Source organism: Marcopretia estuarina LEGE 06307 (assembly GCF_056633115.1).
Genome location: NZ_JBSJOY010000006.1, coordinates 68,754 through 81,489, shown reverse-complemented (window position 1 = coordinate 81,489; position 12,736 = coordinate 68,754). Strand labels below are relative to the sequence as shown.

Below are 12,736 nucleotides of genomic sequence, written 5' to 3'. Positions count from 1 at the left end.
ACGTTGAGCTCTTGCGCCGTTGCGGCATACCTCTGCGCATGCACCGTGGCGCCTCCCCGCCGGCCACATGGACAAAGGACAAAAAAAGAGCAGGCTTTTGGCCTGCTCCGGTGATGCACTGATCGCTCGCAACTGATCTGCTGCTGGCTGGCAGCTGATCGCTCGAAGTTGGCGGTTCGAAGCTGCTGGCTTGAAGCAGTGACGGTTGATCGGAGCTGGATCCGCAGGGTGACCCTGCGAATCCAGGGGCAGACGATCAGTAGTCGAAGTCGCCGCCCATGCCGCCACCGCCGCCGGCAGGAGCTGCTTCCTTCTTCTCGGGCAGATCGGCCACGATGCACTCGGTGGTGAGCACCATGCCGGCGATCGAGGCGGCGTTCTGCAGACCGGAGCGGGTCACCTTGGCGGGATCAACGATGCCGGCAGCCAGCATGTCGACGTATTCACCGGTGGCGGCGTTGTAGCCCTCGTTGAACGGCATGCCCTTGACATGCTCAGCGACGACGGCGCCATTGACGCCGGCGTTCTGGGCGATCCGCATCAGCGGAGCGGTGAGGGCGGAGGCCACGATGGTGGCACCGATCAGCTCTTCGCCGGTGAGGTTGGCAGCCGCCCACTCCTCGAGGGCAGGGGCCAGGTGGGCCAGGGTGGTGCCGCCACCAGGAACGATGCCTTCCTCAACAGCCGCCTTGGTGGCGTTGATGGCGTCTTCCAGGCGCAGCTTTTTGTCCTTCATCTCGGTTTCGGTGGCTGCACCCACCTTCACCACGGCCACACCGCCGCTCAGCTTGGCCAGACGCTCCTGCAGCTTCTCCTTGTCGTAGGAGGAGTCGGTTTCGTCGATCTGCTTGCGGATCTGCTCCACACGGGCCTTGACGGCCACTTCGTTGCCTTCGGCGACGATGGTGGTGGTGTCCTTGTTGATGGTGATGCGGCGGGCGGTGCCCAGCATCTCCAGCTTGGTGTTCTCCAGCTTGAGGCCGGCGTCTTCGGTGATCAGCTGACCGTTGGTGAGAACAGCGATGTCCTCAAGCATGGCCTTGCGGCGGTCACCGAAACCAGGGGCCTTGACGGCGGCCACGTTGAGCACACCGCGCAGGCGGTTCACCACCAGGGTGGCGAGGGCTTCCTTCTCGATGTCCTCGGCGATGATCAGCAGGGGCTTGCCGGTGCGAGCGATCTGCTCAAGCACGGGCACCAGGTCTTGCACCAGGCCGATCTTCTTGTCGGTGAGCAGGATGTAGGGCTCGTCGAGCACCGCTTCCATCCGCTCGGTGTCGGTGGCGAAGTAAGGGGAGATGTAGCCCTTGTCGAAGCGCATGCCCTCGGTGACCTCCAGTTCGGTGGTCATCGACTTCCCTTCTTCCAGGGAGATCACGCCTTCTTTGCCGACCTTGTCCATAGCGTCGGCGATCATGCGGCCCACCTCTTCGTCGTTGCCGGCGGAGATGGTGCCCACCTGGGCGATGGCGTTGCTGTCGGCGATCGGCTTGGCGTGCTCCTCAATCTTCTTGACGAGGAAATCGGCAGCCTTGTCGATGCCCTTCTTGAGGGTGATGGCGTTGGCGCCCGCAGCCACGTTGCGAAGACCGGCCTTGACCATGGCGTGGGCCAGGACGGTGGCCGTGGTGGTGCCGTCGCCGGCGGCGTCGTTGGTTTTGGAGGCGGCCTGACGGATCAGGGCCACACCGGTGTTCTCGATGTGGTCTTCCAGTTCGATCTCTTTGGCGATCGTGACGCCATCATTGATGATCTGGGGAGCGCCGAATTTCTTTTCCAGCACCACGTTGCGGCCCTTGGGGCCGAGGGTGACGGCAACGGCCTCAGCGAGGATGTCGATGCCTTTTTCGAGGGCCCGGCGGGCGTTCTCGTTGTAAATAATGCGCTTGGCCATGGAAGGGATGCTCCTTGAAGTAGTTGGTAAAGGATTGACCGTCCGACGAGTCGTCGGGGGTCAGGACGTGATCAGTGAGGGCAGTTGAGGCTCACAGGAACCTCATGTGCCGGAGCGATCAGTCGACGATGGCGAGAATGTCTTTTTCTGAGAGCAGCACGAACTCATCGGTGCCGAGCTTGATGTCAGTACCGGCGTACTTGCTGTAGAGCACCTTGTCGCCCACGCTCACTTCAGGAGCCTGGCGGGAGCCGTCCTCATTGCGCTTGCCGGGGCCCACTTGGACCACTTCGCCCACCTGGGGCTTCTCCTTTGCAGTGTCGGGGAGCAGGATGCCGCCCGCGGTTTTTTCCTCCGATTCGGACACCTTGATGAAAATGCGATCTCCAAGGGGTTTGACAGTGGAGACGCTGAGGGAGACAGCAGCCATGGATCGTTTCAAATGCGGTGGTGCGGCGCCGTGGGCGCCACAGGGGAGAGCGAATTAGCACTCGCCCTGCCTGAGTGCCAACCTATGGCGGTGGAAGGGTGCAGTGCAATCGGTACGGTGTGCGGTTGACCGAACCCAGCACGCGGCACGGGCCTCTGGCTCTGAAGACCAGGCCATTCGCGGTGGTAAGGTGGCGCGGCTTCAGGCGGGCGCGCGTCCCGCTGCGCGATCTTCCTTCCTTTCCTATGGCTGCTGCTGCTCCCGTCAACACCGGCTCCAAGGGTGTTGTCCGTCAGGTGATCGGCCCCGTTCTCGACATTGAATTTCCGGCCGGCAAGCTGCCCCGCATCTTCAATGCCATTCGCGTTGAAGGCCGCAATTCCTCGGGTCAGGACATCGCCCTCACCGCCGAAGTCCAGCAGCTCCTCGGCGATCACCGGGTGCGTGCGGTTGCGATGAGCGGCACCGACGGCGTCGTGCGTGGCATGTCTGCCCTCGACACGGGCGCCCCGATCAGCGTCCCCGTGGGAGAGGCCACTCTTGGCCGCATCTTCAACGTGCTCGGCGAGCCGGTTGATGAGCGTGGGCCGGTCACCTCCACCCTCACATCTCCCATCCACAGGGATGCGCCGAAGCTGATCGAGCTCGAAACCAAGCCCAAGGTGTTTGAAACCGGCATCAAGGTGATCGACCTCCTGGCTCCTTACCGCCAGGGTGGCAAGGTCGGCCTGTTCGGTGGCGCCGGCGTGGGCAAAACCGTGCTGATCCAGGAGCTCATCAACAACATTGCCAAGGAGCACGGCGGTGTTTCCGTGTTCGGTGGCGTTGGCGAGCGCACCCGTGAGGGCAACGACCTCTACGAAGAGTTCAAGGAATCTGGAGTGATCAACTCCGAAGACCTCCCGAAGTCCAAGGTGGCGCTCTGCTTCGGTCAGATGAACGAGCCCCCTGGCGCCCGCATGCGCGTGGGTCTGTCGGCACTCACCATGGCCGAGCATTTCCGTGATGTGAACAAGCAGGATGTGCTGCTGTTCATCGACAACATCTTCCGCTTCGTCCAAGCCGGCTCCGAAGTGAGCGCCCTGCTCGGCCGCATGCCCTCCGCTGTGGGCTACCAGCCCACCCTCGGCACCGACGTTGGTGAGCTTCAGGAACGCATCACCTCCACGCTCGAAGGTTCAATCACCTCGATCCAGGCTGTGTACGTGCCGGCCGACGACCTCACCGACCCCGCTCCCGCCACCACCTTTGCCCACCTCGATGCCACCACGGTGCTGAGCCGCGGCCTGGCTTCGAAGGGCATCTACCCGGCCGTCGACCCGCTCGACTCCACCAGCACCATGCTCCAGCCGGCCGTTGTGGGTGACGAGCACTACCGCACCGCCCGTGCCGTGCAATCCACCCTCCAGCGCTATAAGGAGCTGCAGGACATCATCGCCATCCTCGGCCTCGACGAACTCTCCGAAGACGACCGTCGCACCGTCGACCGCGCGCGCAAGATCGAGAAGTTCCTGTCTCAGCCCTTCTTTGTGGCCGAAATCTTCACTGGCCAGTCCGGCGAGTACGTGAAGCTCGAAGACACCATCAGCGGCTTCAACATGATCCTCGCTGGTGAGCTGGACGATCTTCCCGAGGCTGCTTTCTACCTCGTGGGCAACATCGATCAGGTGAAGGCCAAGGCCGCCAAGATCCTCGCTGACGCCAAGTCCTGATTTGCGACGGACTGCCTCTGATCTCCCTGTCACCTTCTCGCCATGACTCTCAATCTCCGTGTTCTGGCACCTGACCAGAGCGTTTTCGACGGCAGCGCGGATGAGGTGATCCTGCCCAGCACCACTGGGCAGCTGGGGATCCTCCCCGGACACGTCTCCTTGCTCACCGCTCTCGATGTGGGTGTGATGCGCTTGCGCAGCGGCAAAGACTGGACCGCCATTGCCTTGATGGGTGGTTTTGCCGAAGTCGAAGCCGACGAAGTCACTGTGCTCGTGAACACCGCAGAGCTCGGAGACAAAATCGATGCCGCCGCCGCCGAGCAGCAGGTGGAAGAAGCCCAGCTGCGTGCAGCCAGCTTCGAAGGCCAGCCGCCCAGCACGGAAAAGGTGAAAGCCGTCCAGAACCTGGCTCGGGCCCGGGCCCGGCTTCAGGCCACCCGCAAGGCCTGATCCATCAACGGGGTCGTCCTTTCCGGGCAGCCCCAATCTTCATGGCCGCAATGCCATCAACAGTCTTGGATCGGCTCTACAAGCCCGGTCCAAGATTTTTTTATGAGGGCCCTGGATGTTTGCCAGCTGGCCCTTGAGCTCTGCCAGCTGGCCTTGGTTCTCGGCCAAGAGGCCTTGGATCTCCGCCAGCAGGCCCTGCAACGCTCAGCGCCGGCTCACTAGCGCTGAAGTCGGGCACTTCAACTTCCCACGAACGTCATCATCACCGTGGCGAAGTCAGAGTGGAGAATCGCTGTCAATCGATCCATACCATTCGGCGATCAAGCCTGGTGAACTTGATCATGAATGCAATCCGATGGTGGCTGGAACTTTGCTGCGAATGACAATCGATGAAGGATGTAGCTCGACCGCGGATGCAACCCGATAGCGGATTCAACTCAACCGTGGATGGAACTTGACCATCGACCCAACTTGTTGACGAATTCGAGTTGGCCGAGGGCGAGTGTGGAGATCGAACGCTTGATCGACAGAGAAAAGGCCCCTGCTTGGGGCCTTTATCGTGCTAGACGTTCTAGCGAGTGTCGGTGAGCGATTTGCTGAGGAGCGGCACCCATCGACCGTTCGCTTCAGCAGGTGTTGAGCCGTTCTTTAACCTGGCCAGTGAAGCCAAGCCAAGCAAAACGAAGCGTGAAAGGAAGTGGACTGCGCTGTAGGCCGTAAGCCAATGCAGCCCGCCGCTGAGGATCAGGCGGTTCCGCAGAAGGTGACGTCGGGGAACTTGAGCTTGGCTTCGTCGAGCGACTTGCCTTTGCCTTCCTCTTGCCAGTAGTTGATCACCTCGGTGGCCTTGTTGAGGATCTCCACCCGCTCATTGTCGGTGATCCAGGATTTGGCTTCCAGTTCACCTTTGAGGGTTTCCCAGGCATCTTCCCGCGGCCAGAAGAAGTAGGAGGTGAGGGGGCTGGGACCACCGCCCACGATCTGATCAACGGCCAAAGCGACGTTGTCGGGCAGCCAGAGGATCTTGAGCAGGAAGCGGCCTTCATCCGCTTTCGGCGTGTGGCCGGAAGGAACGCCATCTTCGTCGAGGGTGGCCGTGGCCAGTGCGGCGCTGGCGCCACGCAGCACGGGACGCCCTTCGCGGGCGCCACTCGGATCCGCGGCGGCGGGAAGGATCTCAGGCATGGCGGACACGGCGGGCATCGCAGAAACCGCCGCGTCAGGGCTATCGCTGGCCGTCATAGGTTCGGCGCTCAAGGACAACAATCAAACGAGTAACCTACCAGCCCCAGCCTCCCTGCCCCTGAAGCCCCGCGCTGTTCTGCTGTTCGACATCGACGGGGTCATTCGCGACGTGAGCGGCAGCTACCGCCGCGCCCTGGCTGAAACCGTTCACCACTACAGCGGTTGGAGGCCCGGACAGACCGAGGTGGACGCGCTCAAGAGCGAAGGTCTGTGGAACAACGACTGGGAGGCATCGCTGGAGCTGCTGCGGCGCCACGGGCATGACCCGCTACCCAGCTTTGGCGCCCTGGTGGAGGTGTTCAGCCAGCTCTATTTCGGAGGGGACCCAGACGGCCCGCCAGAAGCGTGGCAGGGCTTCATCCGGGAAGAAACGCTGTTGGTACAGCCGCCTTTCTTCGAGCAGTTGAGCCAGCACGGCTTTGCCTGGGGGTTCGTGAGCGGCGCTGAACCGGCTTCCGCGCGCTTCGTGCTGCATCAGCGGCTCGGATTGCCGCAGCCTCCCCTGATCGCCATGGGCGACGCTCCGGACAAGCCCGATCCCACCGGCCTGCTCACGCTTGCCGCCCGCCTGGCCACCACCGACCTGGGCCATGAAGCCCCCTTGGTGGCCTATGTGGGCGACACCGTGGCGGATGTGGAAACGGTGCAGCGTGCTCGGGCGTGCCATCCCGATCAGGCCTTCGTCAGCCTGGCGGTGGCTCCGCCTCACCTGCAGGACGCGGGAGCCGTTGCGCAACGGCAGGTCTACGAACACCACCTGAGCCAGGCAGGCGCCGACCACATCCTGACCACCACGGTGGAGGCTCCGGCGCTGCTGAACCGCCTGCTCGGCTGAGCGAACGGCCCGGACCGTGCACCCGGTTTCACCGCTCCATGGCGTCTGCTGATTTGAGCGCAGCGGCTGTGAGCACCTCGTGCCCGCTGGGGGTCACGGCCACGTCGTCCTCGATGCGGATGCCGATCCCCTTCCAGCGCGCGTCGATGGCGGGCTGGCCATCCGGCACGGGCAGCCGATCGCTCACATAGAGCCCAGGCTCCACTGTGAGCACCATGCCGGGCTCAAGCGGCACCGGATGCTCGCCGAGGCGGTAAGCACCCACGTCGTGGACATCGAGCCCCAGCCAGTGGCCGGTGCGGTGCATATAGAGGTGGCGGTAGGCGCCCTGCTCGATCAGGCCATCCACCTCCCCCTGCAGCAGACACAGCTCCACCAATCCCTCCACCAGCACCCGCACCGCGGCCGCATGCACCTGCTCGGCATCGGCCCCTGGCTTCACGCAGGCGATCGCCGCCTGCTGGGCAGCCAGCACCAGGTCGTAGAGGGCGCGCTGCTCCGCACTGAAGCGCCCGCCCACCGGGAAGGTGCGGGTGATGTCGCCGTTGTAGTAATCGCTGAGGCTGCAACCGGCGTCGATCAGCAGCAGATCGCCGTCCAGCAAGGGTGCATTGTTGCTCGTGTAGTGCAGCACACAGGCGTTGTCGCCGCCGGCGACGATCGAGCCGTAGGCAGGACCACGGGCGCCCTGAAGCAGAAAGTGCTGCTCGATCGCAGCCTGCACCTGCCGCTCGTTCAGCCCGGGCCGCGCCACCTGCCGCGCCAGCTCATGGGCTTCGGCGGAGATCCGGGCGGCCTCGCGCAGGCGCTCCAGTTCGTCCTCGGTCTTGCGCAGGCGCAACTGGTGCAGCAGTGGGCAGGGTGCCACCAGGCCAAGCGCCGCCTGACCGCTGCGCGGTGCCCGGTCGAGCTGGGCGGCCCAGGCGGAGAGCACCAGCGGCTCCACGCTCGGATGACGACCCACCCGGAACGCGATGCCTTCGGCCCCTTGGAGGTACTCCGCAAGCCGTTCGGCCAGTTCCGCCCGCGGATGGGCCAGGTCGGCGCCGAACTGGGACACCGCGCCTTCACACCCCCAGCGGAAGCCGTTCCAGACCTCGGCCGCAGGGTCCTTGGGTTCTACGAACAGCACGAACCTGTGCTCACTGCGGTGCGGCAGGAACAGGGCCACGGCCCCCGGCTCATCGAACCCCGTGAGGTACCAGAAATCGCTGTGCTGGCGGAAGCCATGTTCCACATCGGCGTGATGGGTGACCAGTGGAGCAGCGGGAATCACGGCGGCCACGGCACCGAGCCGTTCCAGGAAAAGCGCGCGACGCTGCTGGAAGGTGGCAGCGGAAATCACCATGGAGGAACCACGAAACGGCGGGACAGAGACTTAGACGATTAAATAAGGGCATGGAATGCCCTGCCTTGATGAAGGCGCCGACATGAGCGAGCTGGGAAGGGCGCGCCACCATGAATGAGCTGTTTGGCCTGGCAGCGCTGGTGGTGGTGATTCTGGCGGGATCAGCGCTGTGCTCAGGCGTCGAGGCTGCCATCCTCACGGTCAATCCCCTCAAGGTGCACGAACTGGCGGGCCGTCCGGTGCCGCCGCGCGGTGCCAGGGCCCTGCAACGGCTGAAAAACCGTCTGGGCCGTGCCCTGGCGGTGCTGGTGATTCTCAACAACGGCTTCAACATCTTCGGCAGCCTGATGATCGGCAGCTATGCCGGCTGGGTGTTCGCGCAGCTGGGCGTCTCCGGCATGGCCCTGCCCCTCTTTTCGTTCGGCCTCACCGTGCTGGTGATCCTGCTGGGGGAAATCCTGCCCAAATCGATCGGCAGCAGCATGGCCATGCCGGTCTCCCTGGCGAGCGCCGCCACGGTCAACGTGCTGCTGCGGTTGATGTTGCCGCTGGTGCTGGTGCTCGAACGGCTGATGCCGGCGATCACCGCCGAGAGCGAGCTCAGCACCGACGAGGAGGAGATCCGCCTGCTGGCCAGGCTTGGTTCCCGCACCGGCCAGATCGAAGCCGACGAAGCCGCCATGATCGGCAAGGTGTTCCAACTCAACGACCTGACAGCGCGGGATCTGATGGTGCCCCGCGTGGCAGCCCCCACCCTGCCTGGGATGGCAAGCCTCCAGAGCGTGAAGCCTCAATTGCTTGCCCAGCACGCCCCGTGGTGGGTGGTGCTGGGCGAAGAGGTGGACGAAGTGCTGGGGGTGGCCAGCCAGGAAAGCCTTCTGCAGGCCCTGGTGGAAGGGCGCGGTGAGACCACGATCGAGAACCTCATCAGCCCGGTGGAGTTCGTGCCGGAGATGATCCGCGCGGACCGTCTGCTCACCGCCTTCCGGCGCAGCAGCCATTCCGTGCGGGTGGTGGTGGATGAATTCGGTGGCTTCGTCGGTGTGATCGGTGCCGACGCCGTACTGGCGGTTCTGGCCGGCTGGTGGCGGCGGCCGCAGTCGCCTGTGGAGGTCTCCGGCGAATGAGGCCCACGCCCGACACCCCCACCCGCTGCCTCCAGTTGCTCAGGCTTTGGCGCTCGGAGCTCAACCTCACCCCTCGCGAGTGTTCGGCCCTGGGTCCGGAGCTGGCGGCCCTGGATCGCCAGATTGAGCGGCTGGAGCAGGGCCGCCTGCGGCTGGCGGTGTTCGGCCGCGTGGGTGTGGGCAAATCCAGCCTGCTGAACGCCTTGCTCGGGCGTTCCCGCTTCGCCACCGACCTGGCCCACGGCAGCACCCGCCTGCAGGAACGAGAACGCTGGCAGCAGCCGATCGCGGGTCTGAACGGCGTGGAGCTGGTGGACACCCCCGGCATCGACGAGGTGGATGGCCCGGCCCGCCAGCGGCTGGCCGCCAGGGTGGCTCTTGGCGCCGACCTCCTGCTGTTTGTGCTCGACGGCGACCTCACCAGCCCGGAAGGCGAAGCCCTGGAGCAGGTGCTCGGCTGGGGCAAGCCCTTGCTGCTGGTGGTGAACCGGATCGACTGCTGGCCGGCCGGCGAACGCGTCCAGCTGCTCGACAGCATTCGCCGGCGGCTGCCGGCCGCCGCCGCCGGCCTGGATCTGGTGGCGGTGTCGGCGGCGCCAAGACAGGCCCAGCTGCTGGCTGACGGCCGTGTGCGCAGCGAAGCCCGGCCGCCCGCCATCGAGCCTCTGCAGGAGCGGCTGGTGGACCTGTTGACCAGTCACGGGGCCCTGTTCCTCGCCCTCAACAGCCTCAAGGCAGGGGATCGATTCGCTCAGCGTCTGCAGGCCCAGCGCCTGCACCAGCAGCAACGCCAGGCCCATGGGGTGATCGGGCGGTACGCCACCCTCAAAGCCGCCGGCGTTGCCGCCAATCCACTGGTGCTGCTGGATCTGGCTGGTTCGCTCGCCTGCGACACCGCCCTGGTGATGCAGCTCTGCCGGCTGTACGGACTCACGATCAATGGCGCTCAGGCGCGGCGGATGCTGGCCCGGCTGTCAGGCCACAGCGCCTTGCTGGGCGGCACCCAGATCGGCATCCAGCTGCTGCTGGGCGCCCTGCGCCAGGCGCTGCTGGTGGCAGCGCCATTCACCGGCGGGCTCTCGCTGGCCCCTGCCGCGCCAGTGGCCCTGGCCCAGGCGGCGCTGGCTGTTCACACCACCCGGCTCACCGGCCGGCTGACCGCCGCGGAACTGCTCAAAGCGGCCCATCAGGGCCCGGCCCGCCCCGGTGCCCTGCTGCGGCGCCTGGCCCGGCAGGATCCCCAGACCCAGGCCTGGCTGCAGCAATGGTCGCCGCGGGGCTGGGATCCGGCCCTGCAGGGGCTGCAGCCATGAGCGCGCCCGACCAGGTGGCCCTGTTCGGCACGAGCGCCGATCCGCCCACCCTCGGGCACCGCGCTCTGCTGCAGGCCCTGGGAGAGCGCTACCCGCTGGTGCGCACCTGGGCCAGCGACAACCCCTTCAAGCAGCATGGGGCCCCCATTGAGGTGCGCGCCGTGCTGCTGCGGGCGCTGGTCGAGGGGATCGGCAATCCTCGTATTCAGGTGGACCAGAGCCTCAGCCACAGCCGCGCCCTCCACACCCTGGAGCAGGCCCGCCGGCTCTGGCCTGAAGCCGACCTGATCTTCGTGGTGGGCAGCGATCTGCTGCCGCAGATTCCCCGCTGGTACGCGGCGGATGCCCTGCTCGCCGCCTGCCGGCTGGCCGTGGTGCCTCGCCTGGGCTGGCCGCTCGACGCGCTGCACATCGATGGCCTGGTGCAACGGGGAGGCCGGGTGGAGGTGCTGCCGCTGCAGATCCCGGCCACGGCCAGTTCCCAGTTGCGCCTCCATCCCGATCCCCAGCTGATCCCGGCGGAACTGTGGCCGGAGCTGCGCAAGCGCAACCTCTACGGCCTGGGCGACGTGGCGGCCAGCAGGCGGCCGGCCACCCCGCCGCTGCGCTGATGCGGCTCGCCCTCGCCCAGATCGACCCGCTGGTGGGAGACCTGCGCGGCAACGGTGCACTGCTTCTGGAACGTAGCCGTCAGGCCGCCGCTGCCGGGGCTGATCTGGTCGCCAGCCCCGAGCTGTCGCTGTGGGGGTACCCGCCACGGGATCTGCTGCTGCGGCCTGCGCTGCTGCGCCAGCAGGAGCAGGTGCTCGATGCGCTGGCCCATGAGCTGCCCGGCGGGCTGGCTCTGTTGGTGGGCGTCGCCGAGCCGGTGGCTGGCAACGGGCTGCCGGCGCTTCACAACGCCGTGGCCCTGGTGGAGCAGGGCGGCTGGAGCATCGTCGCCCGTAAGCGCCTGCTCCCTAGCTACGACGTCTTTGATGAACGCCGCTACTTTCAGCCGGCCGACGCGGCCTGCCTGATCGAACGCCAGTGGGGCGGGCGCCCGTGGCGCATCGGCCTGACCATCTGCGAGGACCTATGGGTGGAGGAACGCCTGCAGGGGCATCGTCTGCGCGGGGCGGACCCGATCGCCGCCCTGATGCCGCTGCAGCCCGACCTGCTGCTCAACCTCTCGGCGTCCCCGTTCGTGCAGGGCAAAGGCGCAGTGCGCTGCCGGCTGGCCCAGGCCGCTGCCGCCCGGCTGCAGTGCCCGGTGGCGTACGTGAACCAGGTGGGCGGCAACGATGAGCTGGTGTTCGACGGCGGCAGCTTCGTGGTGGACGCAGCCGGTGCCATGCGGCTTCAGTTGCCCTGCGCCGCCGAGAGCCTGGCGGTGTGGGACAGCGACCCAGGGGCTGAACCCACGGGCCCCGTCGCCCCACCTCCGGATCCGATGGAGCAACTGTTCCGGGTGCTGGTGCTGGGGGTGCGCGACTACGCCGGCAAATGCGGCTTCCGGCAGGCGCTGCTCGGACTCAGCGGCGGCATCGATTCAGCGCTGGTGGCCGCCGTGGCCGTGGCGGCCTTGGGGGCTGACCAGCTGTTCGCGTTGCTGATGCCTTCCCCCTACAGCTCAGCAGGATCCCGCACCGATGCGATCGCGCTGGCGGATCGCCTCGGCGTCGCCCACGGCTGCGTGGCGATCGAGCCGCTGATGCGGGGATTTGATCAGGCCCTGGAAGCGCCGATCGGAGCCGCACCCACAGGGCTGACGGCCGAGAACCTGCAATCCCGCATCCGCGGCACTCTGCTGATGGCCATGGCCAATACCCAGGGCCGGCTGTTGCTCTCCACCGGCAACAAATCGGAGCTGGCCGTGGGCTATTGCACCCTCTATGGCGACATGAACGGCGGCCTGGCGGTGATCGGCGACCTCTACAAGACCACCGTGTTCCGCCTCTGCGCCTGGCTGGACAGCCCCGCCGCCGCCGACTGCCGCCGCAGTTGCGGGCTGCCGGCCAAGGGGGAGCTGATCGGCGCGGCGATCCGCGAGAAGCCACCAAGCGCTGAGTTGCGGCCTGATCAGCGCGACACTGATTCCCTGCCCGACTACGCCGTGCTGGACCCCCTGCTGCGGCAGTTCATCGAAGAGCTGCGCAGCCCGGAGGAACTGGTGGCCGCCGGCACGGATGCCCAGGTGGCCCAGCGTGTATACCGCCTGCTGCGCGGGGCCGAGTTCAAACGGCGCCAGGCCGCGCCGCTGATCAAGGTGAGCGGCCGGGCCTTCGGCAGTGGCTGGCGCATGCCGATTGCTGCCGCCATCGACTGAATCGTCTGCCGATGCGGACCAATTCCTGGCAGTGCGGCCCCGCCGCCGCCAGTGTGTAAGCAGATTGAGAGTTG

The 12,736-nt window shown here is 66.1% G+C and carries 11 protein-coding genes; 7 read left to right on the top strand and 4 right to left on the bottom strand.

Going from position 1 to position 12,736, the window contains the following annotated elements; all coding sequences use genetic code 11:
• Positions 1-256: 256 nt before the first annotated feature.
• Both groL and groES read right to left on the bottom strand, forming a co-directional pair.
• A complete protein-coding gene (gene groL, locus ACWJI3_RS13865; protein WP_094512714.1) occupies positions 257-1,894 on the bottom strand; it encodes a chaperonin GroEL in 1,638 nt (545 codons plus the stop codon).
• Positions 1,895-2,012: 118 nt separating this feature from the next.
• Positions 2,013-2,324 carry a co-chaperone GroES gene (gene groES, locus ACWJI3_RS13860; RefSeq protein WP_094512715.1) on the bottom strand — a complete coding sequence of 104 codons (312 nt, stop codon included), beginning with the start codon at positions 2,322-2,324 and terminating at the stop codon, positions 2,013-2,015.
• Positions 2,325-2,569: 245 nt separating this feature from the next.
• Between groES and atpD the strand changes: the two genes are divergently transcribed.
• Complete coding sequence (gene atpD, locus ACWJI3_RS13855) at positions 2,570-4,036, top strand: F0F1 ATP synthase subunit beta (RefSeq protein ID WP_094512716.1); 1,467 nt, start codon at positions 2,570-2,572, stop codon at positions 4,034-4,036.
• 42 nt (positions 4,037-4,078) lie between these two features.
• On the top strand, positions 4,079-4,486 hold the full coding sequence (gene atpC, locus ACWJI3_RS13850) for an ATP synthase F1 subunit epsilon (protein ID WP_255101102.1): 408 nt from the start codon (positions 4,079-4,081) through the stop codon (positions 4,484-4,486).
• A 744-nt stretch (positions 4,487-5,230) separates the two neighbouring features.
• Here atpC and ACWJI3_RS13845 read toward each other — a convergent pair.
• On the bottom strand, positions 5,231-5,671 hold the full coding sequence (locus tag ACWJI3_RS13845; protein WP_233132959.1) for a 30S ribosomal protein PSRP-3: 441 nt from the start codon (positions 5,669-5,671) through the stop codon (positions 5,231-5,233).
• Here ACWJI3_RS13845 and ACWJI3_RS13840 point away from each other — a divergent pair.
• The gene (locus tag ACWJI3_RS13840) at positions 5,670-6,566 is read left to right on the top strand and encodes a TIGR01548 family HAD-type hydrolase (RefSeq protein WP_480203977.1); all 897 of its coding nucleotides are present in this window, start codon (positions 5,670-5,672) and stop codon (positions 6,564-6,566) included. The genes ACWJI3_RS13845 and ACWJI3_RS13840 overlap by 2 nt on opposite strands.
• A gap of 28 nt (positions 6,567-6,594) precedes the next feature.
• On the opposite strand, the gene ACWJI3_RS13835 is transcribed toward ACWJI3_RS13840, so the two are convergent.
• The gene (locus tag ACWJI3_RS13835; protein ID WP_480203976.1) at positions 6,595-7,914 is read right to left on the bottom strand and encodes an aminopeptidase P N-terminal domain-containing protein; all 1,320 of its coding nucleotides are present in this window, start codon (positions 7,912-7,914) and stop codon (positions 6,595-6,597) included.
• A gap of 110 nt (positions 7,915-8,024) precedes the next feature.
• On the opposite strand from ACWJI3_RS13835, the gene ACWJI3_RS13830 reads away from it, so the two are divergent.
• The 4 genes from ACWJI3_RS13830 to ACWJI3_RS13815 are packed head-to-tail and all read left to right on the top strand — an operon-like array spanning position 8,025 to position 12,662.
• Positions 8,025-9,041: a CNNM domain-containing protein gene (locus tag ACWJI3_RS13830; protein ID WP_480203975.1), complete on the top strand. Its 1,017-nt coding sequence runs from the start codon at positions 8,025-8,027 to the stop codon at positions 9,039-9,041.
• Positions 9,038-10,354, top strand: a complete 1,317-nt coding sequence (locus ACWJI3_RS13825) for a GTP-binding protein (RefSeq protein ID WP_480203974.1) — start codon at positions 9,038-9,040, stop codon at positions 10,352-10,354. The genes ACWJI3_RS13830 and ACWJI3_RS13825 overlap by 4 nt, the downstream gene beginning before the upstream one ends.
• Complete coding sequence (locus ACWJI3_RS13820) at positions 10,351-10,965, top strand: nicotinate-nucleotide adenylyltransferase (protein ID WP_094512816.1); 615 nt, start codon at positions 10,351-10,353, stop codon at positions 10,963-10,965. Before ACWJI3_RS13825 ends, ACWJI3_RS13820 begins: the two co-directional genes overlap by 4 nt.
• Positions 10,965-12,662: an NAD+ synthase gene (locus ACWJI3_RS13815; RefSeq protein WP_094512723.1), complete on the top strand. Its 1,698-nt coding sequence runs from the start codon at positions 10,965-10,967 to the stop codon at positions 12,660-12,662. The genes ACWJI3_RS13820 and ACWJI3_RS13815 overlap by 1 nt, the downstream gene beginning before the upstream one ends.
• Positions 12,663-12,736 lie beyond the last annotated feature (74 nt).